The organism is Bacteroidota bacterium (genome assembly GCA_016722565.1).
GTDB lineage: Bacteria > Bacteroidota > Bacteroidia > 2-12-FULL-35-15 > 2-12-FULL-35-15 > 2-12-FULL-35-15.
In genome coordinates this window covers 506,716-523,618 of record JADKIU010000001.1, presented here as the reverse complement: position 1 = coordinate 523,618, position 16,903 = coordinate 506,716, and the positions used below count along the sequence as shown (strand labels likewise).

The 16,903-nt window shown below is 38.1% G+C and carries 10 protein-coding genes and 1 pseudogene; 4 read left to right on the top strand and 7 right to left on the bottom strand.

Annotated elements, in window-relative coordinates:
- Positions 1–9 precede the first annotated feature (9 nt).
- Complete coding sequence (locus tag IPP64_02060) at positions 10–2,028, top strand: thioredoxin domain-containing protein (protein MBL0328218.1); 2,019 nt, start codon at positions 10–12, stop codon at positions 2,026–2,028.
- On the top strand, positions 2,025–3,005 hold the full coding sequence (locus tag IPP64_02055; GenBank protein ID MBL0328217.1) for a hypothetical protein: 981 nt from the start codon (positions 2,025–2,027) through the stop codon (positions 3,003–3,005). Before IPP64_02060 ends, IPP64_02055 begins: the two co-directional genes overlap by 4 nt.
- Before the next feature lie 74 nt (positions 3,006–3,079).
- On the opposite strand, the gene IPP64_02050 is transcribed toward IPP64_02055, so the two are convergent.
- The 6 genes and pseudogenes from IPP64_02050 to IPP64_02025 all read right to left on the bottom strand — a co-directional run bounded on the left by IPP64_02050 (position 3,080) and on the right by IPP64_02025 (position 10,734).
- Positions 3,080–4,546 carry a T9SS type A sorting domain-containing protein gene (locus IPP64_02050; GenBank protein MBL0328216.1) on the bottom strand — a complete coding sequence of 489 codons (1,467 nt, stop codon included), beginning with the start codon at positions 4,544–4,546 and terminating at the stop codon, positions 3,080–3,082.
- Between the two features lie 117 nt (positions 4,547–4,663).
- A complete protein-coding gene (gene tsaB, locus IPP64_02045) occupies positions 4,664–5,356 on the bottom strand; it encodes a tRNA (adenosine(37)-N6)-threonylcarbamoyltransferase complex dimerization subunit type 1 TsaB (protein MBL0328215.1) in 693 nt (230 codons plus the stop codon).
- Between the two features lie 2 nt (positions 5,357–5,358).
- Entirely contained in the window at positions 5,359–6,729 is a 1,371-nt protein-coding gene (locus IPP64_02040) for an efflux RND transporter periplasmic adaptor subunit (protein MBL0328214.1), read from the bottom strand.
- A 56-nt stretch (positions 6,730–6,785) separates the two neighbouring features.
- Positions 6,786–8,234: a TolC family protein gene (locus tag IPP64_02035; protein ID MBL0328213.1), complete on the bottom strand. Its 1,449-nt coding sequence runs from the start codon at positions 8,232–8,234 to the stop codon at positions 6,786–6,788.
- Positions 8,235–8,335: 101 nt separating this feature from the next.
- Positions 8,336–10,293, bottom strand: a pseudogene (locus tag IPP64_02030) (AAA family ATPase).
- A 3-nt stretch (positions 10,294–10,296) separates the two neighbouring features.
- Complete coding sequence (locus tag IPP64_02025) at positions 10,297–10,734, bottom strand: WG repeat-containing protein (protein MBL0328212.1); 438 nt, start codon at positions 10,732–10,734, stop codon at positions 10,297–10,299.
- Between the two features lie 298 nt (positions 10,735–11,032).
- On the opposite strand from IPP64_02025, the gene IPP64_02020 reads away from it, so the two are divergent.
- A complete protein-coding gene (locus tag IPP64_02020; protein ID MBL0328211.1) occupies positions 11,033–11,371 on the top strand; it encodes a PadR family transcriptional regulator in 339 nt (112 codons plus the stop codon).
- Entirely contained in the window at positions 11,371–12,546 is a 1,176-nt protein-coding gene (locus IPP64_02015) for a hypothetical protein (protein MBL0328210.1), read from the top strand. Before IPP64_02020 ends, IPP64_02015 begins: the two co-directional genes overlap by 1 nt.
- A gap of 98 nt (positions 12,547–12,644) precedes the next feature.
- On the opposite strand, the gene metH is transcribed toward IPP64_02015, so the two are convergent.
- On the bottom strand, positions 12,645–16,811 hold the full coding sequence (gene metH / locus IPP64_02010) for a methionine synthase (protein ID MBL0328209.1): 4,167 nt from the start codon (positions 16,809–16,811) through the stop codon (positions 12,645–12,647).
- Positions 16,812–16,903: the final 92 nt, after the last annotated feature.

Below are 16,903 nucleotides of genomic sequence, written 5' to 3'. Positions count from 1 at the left end.
TTTTATAAAATGAAAGCATCCGAACACAAACATACCAATGCATTGATTCATGAAACAAGCCCGTATTTACTGCAACACGCGCACAATCCGGTAAACTGGTATCCCTGGAATGATGCAACATTAGAAAAAGCCAAAGCCGAAAACAAATTGATCTTAATCAGTGTCGGATACTCGGCTTGCCACTGGTGCCATGTGATGGAACACGAAAGCTTTGAAGATGAGCAGGTGGCCCAACTCATGAACGATTATTTTATTTGTATAAAAGTAGACCGTGAAGAACGACCGGACATTGATCAAATTTACATGATGGCGGTGCAATTGATGACCGGGCAAGGAGGTTGGCCACTCAACTGTTTTACATTACCCGATGGAAGACCCATTTATGGCGGCACCTATTTTCCGAAACAAAGTTGGATGAACATTTTATTGAACCTTGCTGATGTTTACAAACATGAACCGGAGAAAGCAATTGAATACGCCATCCAATTAACAGAAGGTGTAAAACTTGCCGAACTTGTAAAAATCAATCCCGAAGAAACAGCATTTACCATTGATACGTTACATAAAAGTATCAATAATTGGATTCCTCGTTTCGACACAATAGAAGGCGGTCCTAACAAAGCGCCCAAATTTCCCTTACCGAATAATTACCAGTTTTTACTACGTTATGCGCACCATACGAATAACTCTGAAATTTTAAATCACATTGAGCTCACCTTGAAAAAGATGGCGTATGGTGGCATCTATGATCAAATCGGTGGAGGATTTTCGCGCTACTCGGTGGATCATTATTGGAAAGTACCACATTTTGAAAAGATGCTGTACGACAATGCGCAACTAGTTACTTTGTATTGCGAAGCCTATCAGAAAACAAAAAATTCCTTGTATAAAGATGTTGTATATGAAACCTTAACGTTTATTGAACGCGAGCTCACATCTCCAAATGGTGGATTTTATGCTGCATTGGATGCGGATTCGGAAGGAGAAGAAGGAAAGTATTATGTGTGGACAAAAAACGAATTACAAGAGATTTTAAAAGAAAAATGGACTGTGTTTGCAGACTATTACAATGTAAATGAAAAAGGTTTTTGGGAACACTCCAATTATATTTTGCTCAGAAATGAGGAGGAAGCAACTATTGCAGCGCACAATAAGGTTTCAGTAGCCGACTTACAAGAAACCATCCAAACCTGCAAAGAACAATTGCTTGCTGTAAGAGAAAAGCGTATTCACCCGGGATTAGACAACAAAATTATCACCTCTTGGAATGCCTTGATGATAAAGGCGTATGCGGATGCAGCAATCGTCTTTGATGAAAATCATTTTAAAGATGTTGCTCTGAAAAACTTGGAGTTTCTACTGGAGAAATGTTTATACGATGGAAGCCGGTTGTCTCATTTGCCCAACAATTCAATAAATGGATTTTTGGAAGATTATGCCTTCACCATCGAAGCGCTCATTTCCTGTTATGAAATTTCATACCAAGAAAACTACCTCTACAAAGCAAAAGAGTTAATGGGATATGTGATTGAACATTTTCAGGATAGCAAATCCGGGATGTTTTATTTTACTTCCGATACCGACAAAGCATTAATCAGCAGAAAAATGGAACTGTCGGACAATGTGATTCCGGCATCCAACTCGAGCATTGCCAAGTCCTTGTTTGTTTTGGGGCATCATTTCGGGGATAACGCATACATTGACCAGAGTCGCAAAATGCTCAACAATGTATTGGACGAAATAGAAAATTACGGAGCAGGGTACAGCAATTGGGCCATGTTGCTGCTGTATTTCACAACCCCTTTTCACGAATTGGCAATTGTTGGTAAATCTGTTGATGAAAAAAAGAAAACCCTGAATAAACATTACTATCCAAATAGGATATTTGCAGGAAGTGCTTCTGAAAGCTCCTTACCATTATTGTTAAACAGGTATAAAAAAGAGGAAACCCTCATCTATGTGTGTAAAAACCATACCTGTTCTGCTCCGGTAACGACAATAGAAGAAGCTATAAAACAGATTGAATGAGAATATTACTAACTCTACTCCTCCTTATATTTCATCTGAGCGGCATGGCTCAGCTGATCAGCACTGCTCCTGTTGAGATTGGAATTGGTCCAGCGAATTTTAATCCTAAAATCATCAAGAAAAATAAAATCAAAAAAATTGATGTGGTATTGGTCGACAAACCCGATGGAGAAGTGATTGTGGATAAAGGTGCAAGCCAAGGTTACGAATTTGACAGCCTCGGAAGAATTACCCGTTATTATTATACCATTTTAAATTTTGCAGAAAATGAAGTGGTAGATGTGCCTGAAATCAGAAGAAAAGGAAAAATTATTCAAGCCGCTACAGTACGCAGAATCACGAAGTACCACAACGATACCATTTTTGCGAACATCTATTACGACACACAAAACAGAATCATTACCAAAAGAGTTCAGATGGGTGCGTATTACAATGCCTATTATTATGAATACAATGAGAAAGGGCAGATTATAAAAGAAATGCACTTTAGAGAAACGAATGTGAGTGAAGATAAAAATGAATTTAAGATGGGCGTTCAAAATGTTTTATCCAGCGAAACATTTGAATATGTGCAAATGACTCCGACACAAGTAAAAAAGCGTTGTTTGAATGATGAGGGGCGGGAGTTTAAAAAGGCAATCATCAATTACGATGAAAAGGGAAACAAGCTTTCTGAAAATTATGAGTTTATTGTAAGTTGGATGAAACAAGAAAACAGCTATCAATACGATGCAAACGGACACCTGGTTGAAAAAACGTATACCAGCAATGAAAGTGGAGATGTAAAAGAATACACCGTTTATAAATACGATGGCAATGGCGTGTTACTGGAAGAAAAGAAATTTAAGAATGATGCATTGCTCTTCGAAATAAGTTATCTCTATGATGAGACCAACAACTTATTAAAATCAAAAATTAACCGCGACCACAAAAATAGCTCGATTGGAATTGTGAAGTTCGGGTATAGTTTTTATTAAGGACGTACTATTAAACCGCAGAGAACACGGAGAATTTTTCGCGGAGAGCCGCTGAGTTTTTTACTCAACTCTTCCTACTGCTTTATAAACTTAACCGAGCTGAAAGCTTCTCCGTTTTTCAATTGCAGAAGATAAAATCCATTGGGAAGACTAGTAATGTCTATATCTTGTTTTTGTTTTCCAGATGAAAGTACTTTCTGAATTATCGATTGACCTAAAACATTTTTTATTTTTAACTCTATATCATCATTGCTTTCCGTTTCGAACTGGATAGTAATATTAGCTGAAGCGGGATTAGGGTAAACTACAATATCAAATTGATGCACTGTGTGACTTTCAAATCCTGTGGAATAATCTATTTTTGCTGTAAACATATCGAATAAACCATCGCTAAAAAGAACATTTGAACCAAAATTTGAAGTGCCATAAAAAGTACCTGTTACAAAAACATTTCCTAAATCATCAGCTGCTATTCCATAAACAAATTCATTCCATGCTGCTTCACCTGCATCTAATGCAGAAATAAAAGTTCCTGCATTATCATATTTAGCTACGAATGCATCGTAATTTCCCCAACCAGACAAAAGAAAACCATCGAAATTTGCAGTTGGAACATAAGAACCACCAATTAAAATATTTCCAAGATTATCAATAGCAATACAGCGTCCTTCTTCATCTGCTCCACCATATGCATGTTTAACCCAAAGGGCATTCCCTCCTGAATTATATTTCGCTAAAAAAATATCGTTGCCACCACCTACGCCAGAAATAATAATGGAATCAAAATCTGCTGTACCAATTAATGCCCCTGTAAAATAAATATTACCAATTGGGTCAACTACGATTCCATATCCACAATCCTTCGAATGCCCTGCAAACACGTGATTTCCCCCTGCACGTTTTGCCCACAAGCATGTTCCAGAGGAATCATACTTTGCCAAAAATATATCTTCCGTTCCAGATGCAATAAGTGTGTCTGTTCCAAAAATAGCTGTCCCAGAAAAATTTCCTGTAATACATAAATTTCCAAAAGGATCTAAAGCAATTGAATTTGCAACTGCATTTACATAACGTCCCCAGATTAAATTTCCAGAGGTGTCATACTTTGTTATTAGATCATCAGAACCTGATAAATAAATAAATCCAGCATTATCAAATACAATTCCTGTATTGGAGCCCAAAGTATCACTTACCTTCCATATTAAATTTCCACTTGTATCTACCTTTACAATTTTAACTTGATTACTAGAATCTCCAGAAACATATAGATGTCCATTATTATCAGAAGTAATACTTTTGGCACCCCCCCCCAATACCCACGCTTCAAAATCCCAAACAAGACTTCCTGAAGAATTATATTTGAAAATTTTTGCATAGTTTGTAACACCTCCAACTGCATAACAATTTCCTATGTTATCCACACAAATGGCATTACCATTATCCGGATTAAAACCTCCTTGTTGATCAGCCCATTGCCAAGTTTGTGAATATGAGGAATGAAATAAAAAGCAAAGAAGCGAAAAAAGAAGTAATTGTTTCATTTTAAGAGTTTAGCCCAGCAGTAAACGAAAAAACTCTGACAATATTGTTATATAGCTTATTCCCAATTTTCGGTGAAAATCTGCGGAATCTGTGTTAAATTTTTTGACAGTTAATACTTACTCCCCTTTCTTCTTCCCTGCCACAAAGTCTTTCAAGTAGTAGGGTTCAAAATAGGCAACATCTTCGAATTGTTTTTCGGAAAAAGCTTTTTCAGAAAGGGCAATCATGTCTTTTGCGGAAGGAACGATGTCTGCAAGAAACATTGCATTGGAAGTATACGATAAAACAGATTTACATTTTAAAGCACCATCACCAAAAAAGACAACCGGATGTTCCTTCAACAGAGAATGAAATGAATTCTCATCAATAATCTCCGCCTGCGTTTCTCTAATCCGTTTGCCTCCGGCACTGAATATTGCAGAATAAACTTCCATTCTGCGCGCATCAAGCATGGGAACATAAAATGCTTCCGGTGTTTCGATATTAAACCGATTGATTACAGCCATCGCCATATACTGTAATGTATCCACTGCAATCAATGGTTTGTCCAAGGAATAACACAAACCCTTTGCAGTGCTCACACCAATGCGTAATCCGGTGTAGGAACCCGGACCTTTGCTAACAGCAATTGCATCAATTTCAGAAATAGTTGTTTTTGCTTGTTGAAGAACATCCTCGATAAACACCGTAAGATTTTCAGCATGTGAATAATCTCCGTTTTGTTCTTTTAAGGAAAGCAGCACTCCATCTTTCGACAGCGCAACACTGCAAACAGTAGTGGCTGTTTCTATATGAAGGATGAGTGCCATTTTTATTTTTTGGTCACCGAAAACAATTCCGCCTTATCTACCTTATTCACCACATCACCATCTTTTAACTCTTTGGCAATAGCACTGTATGGAGCTGAAACAATCTCATCTCCTTCTTTTATTCCACTCAATATTTCGATGTAATTATTATCCTGAATACCTGTTTTTACGGGCACCATTTTCACTTTCCCTTCTGCAGCATTGTAAACAAAAACACATTCCTGAATTTTAATCAAATCATCGTTGTTTTGTTTTTTCTCGCTGTCGCTGGTCACCACCACATCACCCTCTTTTTCTTTTTCTTTTCCTTTGTTTTGCAAGTTGTATTCCGTGCTATCGTTTCGTGTTGTCACCGATTGAATAGGCACTGCAATCACGTTGTTCACTTTCTTGGTTTGCACATCTACCGTTGCACTCATTCCCGGACGGAAAGGAGCAATGTTGTTGTTAGCAGTTAACAAATCCATATACGACTCCTGTAAGATTCTGATTTTAACAACGAAGTTCGTTACCTGTTCTGCAGTAACACCGGTTGTATTCGCAGAGTTTGCAATTTCAGTCACCACCCCTTTGAATTTTCTTCCTAAGTAAGCATCCACTTCAATGGAAGAAGTATCACCATTGTGAACACGCACAATATCATTCTCATTTACCTCTACACTCACTTCCATCTCGTTTAGGTTTGCCAAACGCATAATCTCTGTACCTTCCATTTGCGCTGTTCCAACAACACGTTCACCTTTTTCTTTGTTCAGTTTTGAAACGGTTCCGTTTACAGGAGAAAAGATATTTGTTTTTGCTAGGTTATCATTCGCTTCTTTCAAAGATGCTTCAGTACTTTTTACATTAAACGCAGATGCGTCTACATTGTCTTCTGCTCCTTTAACATCCGCTTTTGCACCTTCATACGCTGCTTTTGCAGCATCAAAATCAGATTGAGAAATGGCACCTTGGTCGAATAATTTTTTGTTACGGTTAAACGATGCTTCGGCATTTACAAATGCTGCTTTGATTTGTTCTAAGCGGGCTTTTGAATTCGACAAGTTCGCTTTTGCTCCATTGAGTGTTGCTACCATTCGGCTGGAGTTGGATTCATAAATCAACGGATTGATGCGGCAAAGCAAATCACCTTTTTTTACCTGGTCGCCTTCTTTTACAAACAGCTCCACAATTTCTCCGGAAACATCCGAACTAATTTTCACTTCAACCTCGGGCTGAATTTTACCATTTGCAGAAACGGTTTCCACAACATTTCGCTTGGTCGCTTTTTCAACCGCTATTTTGGTTGACTTATTACTCGAACAGTTTTTTAACATCATAATGGATATTAAGAAAACTAATCCTGCAACGATGATCCAAATTATCTTTTTCATATGTGTTTTATTACTTCATCCCTGCCCTCATCTTGGAAAAGGAGGGTGAGATTAAATTAAAATTTCAATGGTTTGCCTTGATAGAAATCAAGCACTTTTGTTTTAAAAACGTATTCGTATTTTGCTTGCAACAAATCACTTTGTGCTTTTATCAATTTATTTTTTGCATCGTTGTAATCGTTGGTATTTAACATTCCAACATTAAATTTCTGCTCGGTATATTTAAATGATTCTTGCATCGCTTCAATCGCTTTTAAAGAAGCATTGTATTTTTTTAATCCTGCATTGGCATCAGCATAGGCTTGCTGCACATTTTTTTGAATGGTCAACTTTGTTGATTCTACCGTTAAATCGGCATTCATTTTTTGGATACGTGCTCTGTCGATGGCCGTTTTTGTTTGCCAACGGTTAAAGATGGGAACGGTTAAAAAGAATCCAAACGATTTGTTTACGTTGTCTTTGTACTGATCTGCAAAAGGTGTTTTCTCAAACGTTCCGGTAGAAAAGGAGGGTGAATAAACTGTATCACCGGAAGAAGTAATATCTCCATTTGGGCTATATCCTTGAAACGTTGGTAAGGTAGAAAAACGCTGACTCAATCCGGAGTAACCAGTACCGTAGGAAGCGCTGAACGATAAACGCGGACTCAAACCACCCCAAGCAACATCTACTGATTTCTCAGCACTTTTTACGTTGTATTCTGCACTTTTAATTTCGGGTAAATTGCTCACAGCAGAATTATAAATTTGAGAAGGAGTAGCCGTTAGCAAGGCATCACCACCCACATTTAATTCAGGTTTCACAATCGCCAATCCTTCAGCAGAAGCCATGTTCAACAGCTGCGCTAAATTCAAATACGAAATGTCCAATTGATTTTGTGCATTGGTATAGTTCAGTTCTTCGGATGCTAATTGTGATTGAATGTCCAACAATGTTCCTTTCGCAGCAGAACCGGCATCCACCAATATTTTGGTGCGTTCCACTTGTGCTGCCGTTATGCCCATTTGATTTTTTGCATTGTCAACCGCTTCCATGCTGTACAATACTTGTAAGTAAGCAGTAGCGATGTTTAACGACACATCGTTTTTCATTTTCTCGATGTCGTATTTCCCTGCCAGGTAAGCAAATTTATTTTGTTGAATGGTATTGATGCTTTGAAAACCGCTAAACAAATTTATATCGCTGCTGATCCCAAAGTTTTGAGAAAGCACTTGTGCATCCGCAAACTGATTCGTAAAACGATCGATGGTTCTACCAATATTATATGAGTGGGATGCATTCGCATTTAGCGAGGGCAATAAATTGGCTTTACTTTGTGTAAGGGTGATTTGCGACAACTCGGTATTGAGTTCGGTTTGTTTAATCTGGATATTGTTTTTTAATGCATACTCGATGCATTGTTCCAGGGTCATGGTTTGATTTGTTGCAGCAGGTGTTTGTGCATTTGAAAACGATGCAACAAACAGCGTACAAATAAAACTTAAAAAAAGTGATTTTCCCTTCATTGTCATAGCCGGTGAATGAGGTACAAATTTAAAAATAGAATTTGATATTTGGGGGATAAATCGGGAAATAAGATAGAATGGCAAAAATGGGCCAAAACCCCTTATGAAATGAACTCCCAAGCCGATTTATAGGCTCCGATGGATTCGGTATAATCCAGAAAATCTTTATAAAAAGGATGATTTCCGATGGTGGCACTATCGCCAATCACCACCAACTTTTTCTTTGCGCGGGTCAGCGCCACATTCATCCTGCGGGTATCGCTCAAAAATCCAATCTCCCGCTGGTCGTTGCTCCGCACCATACTGATGTAGATAATGTCCCGCTCCTGCCCCTGAAAGCCATCGACCGTTTTTACGGCAATGGCCGATTTATATTGTTCCAGCTCCTCATCGGCACCAATTTGCGCGGTGATGTATTGCACCTGCTCTTTGTAAGGAGAAATGATTCCGATACTCAATCGTTTCAACGACCCTTTTGATGGAAGCACCTCGTTTAAATCCGCTCTGGCAGATAGGGCATGTTGCGTAAGCACCATTTTTAAATGTTTAATCAGCAACTGCGCTTCTTCCGGATTGGCAATACTTAAGCTTTCGGGATTTATGATTTCGGTATACCCGCAACCTGCGGTATCGATAAAATCGACTGCTGTACTTAACAAATAATCCTGCGTATCTAGAACGGTTTCTTTCACCGAAATATCCGCTTTTAAATTTCCTTCATAAAATTTTCGGTTCGAAAAATTCATGATGTTTTCATGCATCCGGTATTGTGTGTTCAGCATCACCGAAACGTTTTCAATTTTTACACACCGCTCAAACAACGTTTCTTTCAACCCTTGCGCTTCCGCTGCTTTTGATTTAACTGTTGGAGGTAATTGAAAATGATCTCCTGCAAAAATCACACGATTGCTTCTGGAAATCGGAATCCAACACATGGGCTCTAAGGCTTGTGCGGCTTCATCAATAAAGACTGTTGTAAATTGTTTGTCGCGCATCATTCGGCTTGACGACACCACCGGTGTGCACGCAATCACCTGCGATTTATCAAATTGTTCGCTGATGATATAATCTTCTAGCTGACGAGCATCGTGTAATATTTTTCGTGCTTCCTGGTAAAATAATTGTCGCTGCTCCCGCTCTTCTTTTCCAAAGGTGCGTTTGTATTTTCCTGCCATCCGAAAATATTCATCGGCTGTTTTTCGGTAACTTTTTAAATCTTTATACGATTCATGTGCCGCCACTTTTGCATCCAAGGTATTCATCAATACCTCTTCCGAAATACGGGCAGGATTTCCCAACCGCAAAACAGTAATGCCTTCGCGGTGTAATTTTTCGGTAAGTAAATCTACAGCGGTGTTACTCGGACTGCAGACCAATACTTGCTTTTCAGTAAACAATGTTTGCCGGATGGCTTGAACCAAGGTTGTTGTTTTTCCTGTTCCGGGAGGACCATGAATAATGGCAATATCTTTTGCAGCCAGAATTTTTTGCACAGCTGAATTTTGTGATTGATTTAAACCGGTGATGTGAAGCGATTCATCCACCTTATCAAATACGGGTGGTTTGATTTCATACATCACATCACGCAAATGTGCTAACCGGTTGCGCGAAGCAGAAATTACTTTTTCCAAAGCAATGTCCATTTCTTTATAGCTGGTTTCATCAAACAATAAATTGATGCCGAGCTTTCCATCATCGCACCAATCGGGAAGTTCGTCAACATTGAGGGAAAGGCGAAGTTTGTTCGGGCCTAATACTTTAATGGTTCCGTTTAATGTTCCCGATTCATCGGTATTGTTCGAAAAAAGAGAAGCTACTTTTCCTCCGGAAAATTGATGTGGTTCGTTGTGATTGGTGGTCCGTTCAATATCAATGGCAATGTATTCGCCCAGTCCTATTTCGGTATTGGTAATGACGATGGGATACCATACACACCGTTTTGTTTCCGGTGATTGATGTGGTTACGAGAAAAGTGTTGTTTGTATTGCGCAAAATCTTCATCGTGCTCAATCTTCAGGAGTTTCCGTAATTGGTGTAATCTATCAAAATTCGGCTCCATCAATTAATAATCTCCTTGCACCACGTGCTTGCCGTTTTTATCACAACGCATTCCTTCTTTATTCATATAATATTCTTCGCCTTCCAACAATACTTTTGCCACTCCATTCACAAATTCTCCAATTGCATCGAAGGTAGGTTTACGCAGAACAGTTCCTTTGTTATCGATTAATCCCCATTTTGTTCCCACTCTTACTTTAGCAACTCCACCATCAAAATTAGTTACTTCATTGTATTTCAAAGGCACTACAACGTTTCCGGTAGTATCCACAAATCCCCATTTTAGTTTTGTTTTCACTCTGGCCAGGCCTTCGTAATACGGACCTTGATAATCGTATCCGGATTTAGGTTTGGGTTTCGATTTTCCTTTTTGTGCGAAAACAGTTGTCGCAGAAAACAAAAGAATAAATAAAAAGAAAATGTATTTCGTTTTAGATCTCATGATACAAATTTACGAAAAAACCAGAGGCATTAATTGGCTAAATTTGGATCAATACACTATCAAAATCATTCCAATATTTTCAGATAAAACATAAAAAAAGTATTGTCGATAGGATTCTAAAATAGCAGTACTTATAAGAAAAAATTTACTAAACTAAACGCTTAAATTTTCCCGAAAGCTATTATTCTATTCTAATATTGAATTTTAAATAAAATTAAAATAACTGATTATCAATAATATACAATTATTTTTAATGCATAGCTTGTAGATACATAATATTCTTATGTATCTTTGTGTTATGTATTCATCAGAACTAATAAAAGGGACTTTAAAAACGATAGTTTTAAAGTTATTATCCGAAACAGAAAAAATGTACGGATATGAAATCACTCAAAAGGTGAAAGAATTAACAGGCGACAAAATTCAGATTACTGAAGGAGCGCTTTATCCTACACTTCATTCTTTGGAAAAAGACGGAGTAGTAACTACCGAGGTAGTGAACATAGGAAAACGTATAAGAAAATATTATACACTAACTCCAAAAGGTAAATTAAATGCTACCGAAAAAGTAAATGAATTTGCAGATTACATGAATACCATGAGATTTTTACTTGACATAAAACCACAAGTAAGATAATGTACGCATTGAGTGAAAAACAAATTGATTTTATTCTCAACGATATCAAAATTCGCGGTGTTGAGATGGAGGACCTGCAGCTAAACCTCCTGGATCATATTTGTTGTGTAATTGAATGTGAACTTGATCACGATGGTGATTTCGACAGTTTTTATCAAAAAACAATTCCTAAATTTTTTAAAAAAGAATTGAAAGAGATTGAAGAAGAAACCATTCTATTACTAACCTTTAAAAACTATTACGCCATGAAAAAAGCAATGATAAGAACGGGATTCTTTTCCGTTACAACAATAATATTGGGTTCTCTTTTTAAATTAATGCACTGGCCTGGTGCAGGCGCGATGCTCGTTCTTGGGATTGGGAGCCTTGCATTAATTTTCATTCCATTAATGTTCATTTTAAAAACAAAAGATGAAAGCAGCAAGCGCGATAAATTAATTCTGGGACTCGGCTCACTAATCGGAATTTGTTTGTGCTTGGCTACTCTCTTTACTGTCATGCACTGGCCCACTCCAACAAATGGCTTCTTTTGGCTTGCAGCAACATGCATCTCAGCTTTCATTTTTATTCCTGTTTATTTTATAACGGGCATAAGAAATCCAGACACAAAGCTTAACACCATTGTTACTACAGTTATCCTAATTGGTGCTACCGGATTGCAATTTACGATGATTAACTTGAAACCGGCCTTAAAGCTAACACAGATAAAGATGTATAACTACATTCAAAGTGAAGAATTGCTAAAAAAAATTCAACACAATTCAAAAAATTTAGACACTAGCTCAAATAAATTGGCAAACGAAATAAATTCTAAATCAGAGCTGATAAAAAGTATGATTCTGGAAAATTCTATTGGTGAAAAAACAATTCCTAAAGATTTTGAAAGTAGAAATATAGAAATGCTGGAAGGTAGCTTAGGAGTTGGATTTCACGACAATGGAAATGGAATATCTGAGAATGGAATTCTGATTCTGAAAGACCTGAAAACAGCAATAGAAAAATACAACTCATTAGAAATGATAAATGAAAAAAATAAAATTCCACTAGCTCATTCTATTTTTGATATTGAATTTGACAAAATCGAACGATATAGTAACTATTCCGTATTAAACAGCATCACACAAATTCAAATGTATCTGGCAACTGCTGAAAATAAAATAACAGCATGTAAATAAATTTGACGAACTAGAAATTTTAGAATGCTCTCGTGCAAAAAAAGCATCTGAAATTAAAAATCCCCGTTTCGTAGCATGGCGGGGATTTTTTATTTTTGTTAATACGCCAAATTCGGGCCTAACCAACGTTCTGCTTTATCCAAACTCATTCCTTTGCGGGTGGCATACTCTTCCACTTGGTCTTTTGAAATTTTTCCGATTCCGAAATAATGTGAATTCGGATTGGCGAAATACAATCCACTCACCGCAGCGGTTGGAACCATAGCCATGCTTTCCGTTAAAATCATTCCGGTATTTTTTTCAACATCCAACAACTTCCAAATGGTTGGTTTTTCGGTATGGTCGGGTTGTGCGGGATACCCGGGAGCCGGACGAATACCTGCATATTCTTCTTTGATGAGATCTTCGTTTTGCAAGTTTTCATTTTTTGCATATCCCCATAATTCTTTACGCACTTTCTTATGCATCAACTCAGCAAAGGCTTCCGCCAAACGATCCGCCAAGGCTTTTAGCATGATGGCAGAATAATCATCGTGGTCTTTTTCGAAACGTGCTACGTGTTCGTCAATGCCAAGGCCTGTGGTTAGGGCGAAGGCTCCTATGTAGTCAGACCCCTCTCCAACTCTCCCCTCAGGGGAGAGGGCAGATACTACTTCACATGATTCTTTAATTTTTCTAATTACAGAATCGATATCCGAAATAACCTCTTCATTGGTAAAACGAATAACTCTAAAACCTAAAGATTCGAGAACTGAAGTTCTTAAATCATCTTGTTCTTTAATTTGTTCATGATATTTCCCATCAATTTCAACAACCAACATTTTATCAAGGCAAACAAAATCAACAATATACTTATCAATCAGATGCTGTCTTCTGAATTTATAATTCGTCTGTTTTGCTCTTAAATGTTCCCACACAATTTTTTCAGCCTCCGTTTGATTAGAACGATGCTCTTTTGCATTTTCAATATTTAAATGCCAATCTAGTTTATTTGTCGTATTTAAATCAGAACTTTTAAAATCACCACTGTGGGAAGAATTAGGAAACGGTTTTATAAAGTCGGACAAAGCGACATTATATTGTCCAGCTGGCTTCTTCGTTTGTTGGCGTAATGTATGAAACACCACACCCCCCTCTCCTGTGGAGAGGGATGGGGAGAGGTAAATGTCATCCCCTTTACTATTCGCAGGATAAATTCCTACTACCGCATTTGCACGCAACCATTTTTCGTCAATGATTTTTTTCAACATGGTTTGAGCATCGTCAAATAATTTACGTGCTTCTTCACCGCGTGTTGGATCTTTTAAAATTTTCGGATACGATCCTTTCATTTCCCAAGAGATGAAGAAGGGTGTCCAATCGATGTATTCCGCTATTTCGGCAATAGAATAATCTGTAAAAACTTTATTTCCTATAAAAGTCGGCTTTGCAATTTCTTGTTTGGTCCAGTCGATTGGAAATTTATTTTCACGTGCTTCTGCAATGGAAATAAATTTATTTTGGGACTGAGCATTTTTATTCTGTTCACGCACACGATCATAATCTTTGGTAACTTCCACCATAAACGCATCGCGCAATTCATCCGAAATTAAACTGCTGGCAACTGGAACAGATTTACTTGCATCATTCACATGAATAACCGGACCGGAATAATTCTGCGCAATTTTTACTGCAGTATGTACTTTAGAAGTTGTTGCACCACCAATCATTAAGGGCATCGTAAAACCTAAACGTTCCATCTCTTTTGCTACGTGCACCATTTCATCTAAAGATGGAGTAATCAATCCGCTTAAGCCGATAATATCCACTTCATTCTTTTTTGCTTCTTCCAGAATTTTATCTGCAGAAACCATTACTCCCAAATCGATAATCTCATAGTTGTTGCAGGCCAATACTACACCCACAATATTTTTTCCGATGTCGTGAACATCACCTTTCACCGTTGCCATCAATATTTTTCCGGCATTCGTTCTTCCATCGCCCACAATTCCTGCTAATTTATTTGCATCTTTTTCAGCTTGCAAATATGGTTCTAAGTAGGCCACCGCCTTTTTCATTACGCGTGCACTCTTTACTACTTGCGGTAAAAACATTTTTCCGCTACCAAATAAATCACCCACTACATTCATTCCATCCATAAGCGGACCTTCAATTACATGCAATGGTCGACCAAGTTTCAAACGCGCTTCTTCGGTATCCACATCAATGTATTCCACCAATCCTTTTACCAAGGCGTAGCTCAAACGTTCTTCTACTGTTCCTTTTCTCCAGGCTTCATCCTTTTCTGTTTTTTCTCGTGTAACCCCTTTTAACGATTCGGCATGTTCTACCAATCGCTCGGTTGCATCATCCCGTCTGTTTAATAAAACATCTTCTACTAATTCCAATAATGTTTTATCAATATCATCATACACCACTAACTGTGCTGGGTTTACAATTCCCATGTCCATTCCGTTTTTTACGGCATGGTACAAAAAGGCAGAGTGAATGGCTTCACGCACATGGTCGTTTCCGCGGAACGAAAACGAAACATTACTTACTCCACCACTTACTTTTGCATGCGGTAAATTTTCTTTGATCCATTTTGTTGCGTTAAAAAAGTCGAGTGCATTCAAGCGATGCTCTTCCATTCCTGTTGCAACCGGAAAAATATTCGGATCGAAAATAATATCCTGAGGAGGAAAATGCACTTTATTTACAAGCACATCATAAGCGCGTTTACAAATGTCTATCCTGCGTTGTAAGGTATCCGCTTGTCCTACTTCATCAAACGCCATAACAATAACAGCAGCACCGTATTGTTTTATTTTGTTGGCATGTTCAATAAATTTCTCTTCTCCTTCTTTTAAGGAAATGGAATTTACAATTGCTTTTCCTTGCACACATTTTAATCCCGCTTCAATCACACTCCATTTCGAAGAGTCGATCATGATGGGCACTTTGGAGATATCCGGTTCCGATGCAATGAGATTTAAAAATTTGGTCATGGCTGCTTCACTGTCCAACATCCCTTCATCCATGTTTACGTCAATCACTTGTGCACCGCCATCTACTTGGTCTTTGGCAATGGACAACGCCTCTTCGTAATTTCCTTCGTTGATTAAACGCAAGAATTTTTTAGAGCCGGTAACATTGGTACGTTCACCCACATTTAAGAAATTACTTTCCGGTCGGAGTGTTAAAGGTTCCAATCCACTTAAATGCATTAAGCTATCGGCAACCGGTTTTTTACGCGGCTTCGATTCCTTTGCTAATTCAGCAATGCGTTTGATATGAGCTGGCGTTGTTCCGCAGCAGCCACCCACAATATTTAAAAATCCGGCACGTAAAAAATCCTCGATTTGGTGTCCCATTTCATGCGCATCCTGATCGTATTCACCAAACTGATTTGGTAAACCGGCATTCGGATAAGCACTCACAAAGAAGGGCGCTTTATCAGAAAGTTCTTCCAAATACGGACGCATGTCTTTTGCACCCAAGGCACAATTTAAACCAACACTTAATAAATCAACATGCGAAATGGAATTTAAAAATGCTTCGGTGGTTTGTCCGGAAAGGGTTCTTCCACTTGCATCGGTAATGGTGCCCGATACCATCACGGGCATCTTGATATTTTTTTCTTTGCACACATTTTGAATGGCAAACAAAGCAGCTTTTGCATTGAGGGTATCAAAAATAGTTTCTACCAATAATAAATCAGCACCCCCTTCAATTAATCCACGTGCTTGTTCGGAATAAGCAATGACCAATTCATCGAATGTAGTTGCACGAAATCCGGGATCGTTTACATTGGGAGATAAAGATAACGTTCTGTTAGTCGGACCAAATGCACCAGCCACAAAACGCGGAGTTTGCCCTTCGACTCCGCTCAGGGTGACATTTTCAGCGAGAAATTCGGCAACGGCTTCCTTTGCAATTTTAGCCGACTCGTAATTTAACTCGTAGGCAAGTTCTTGCATGTCGTAATCGGCCATTGCAATGGTGGTTGCGCTAAAGGTGTTTGTTTCAATAATATCGGCACCCGCTTTTAAATATTCTTTGTGAATGGCTTTAATGATTTGCGGCTGAGTAATCGATAGTAAATCGTTATTCCCTTTCAAATCTTTTGGCCAATCGGCAAAGCGTTTGCTTCTGAAATCTTTTTCTTCCAGTTTGTATTGTTGAATCATGGTGCCCATTGCACCATCAATTACCAGGATTCTTTTTTCTAATTCTTTTTTTATGTCAGTCATAATTGAAGCAGTAGTCTTGTATCGTTTCGTCATTGTAAAATCGTTTCCGCTTGTAAAACAATCTCAGTTAATTTAATGTATGAGATTGCTTCGCTATCGCTCGCAATGAGGTTTAGAACATTCTT

Coding starts and splice junctions, on each gene's coding strand:
- metH (MBL0328209.1), bottom strand. CDS start 16,811: ATGACGAAACGATACAAGACTACTGCTTCAATTATGACTGACATAAAA.
- IPP64_02020 (MBL0328211.1), top strand. CDS start 11,033: ATGTATTCATCAGAACTAATAAAAGGGACTTTAAAAACGATAGTTTTA.
- IPP64_02055 (MBL0328217.1), top strand. CDS start 2,025: ATGAGAATATTACTAACTCTACTCCTCCTTATATTTCATCTGAGCGGC.
- IPP64_02035 (MBL0328213.1), bottom strand. CDS start 8,234: ATGAAGGGAAAATCACTTTTTTTAAGTTTTATTTGTACGCTGTTTGTT.
- IPP64_02025 (MBL0328212.1), bottom strand. CDS start 10,734: ATGAGATCTAAAACGAAATACATTTTCTTTTTATTTATTCTTTTGTTT.
- tsaB (MBL0328215.1), bottom strand. CDS start 5,356: ATGGCACTCATCCTTCATATAGAAACAGCCACTACTGTTTGCAGTGTT.
- IPP64_02015 (MBL0328210.1), top strand. CDS start 11,371: ATGTACGCATTGAGTGAAAAACAAATTGATTTTATTCTCAACGATATC.
- IPP64_02040 (MBL0328214.1), bottom strand. CDS start 6,729: ATGAAAAAGATAATTTGGATCATCGTTGCAGGATTAGTTTTCTTAATA.
- IPP64_02060 (MBL0328218.1), top strand. CDS start 10: ATGAAAGCATCCGAACACAAACATACCAATGCATTGATTCATGAAACA.
- IPP64_02050 (MBL0328216.1), bottom strand. CDS start 4,546: ATGAAACAATTACTTCTTTTTTCGCTTCTTTGCTTTTTATTTCATTCC.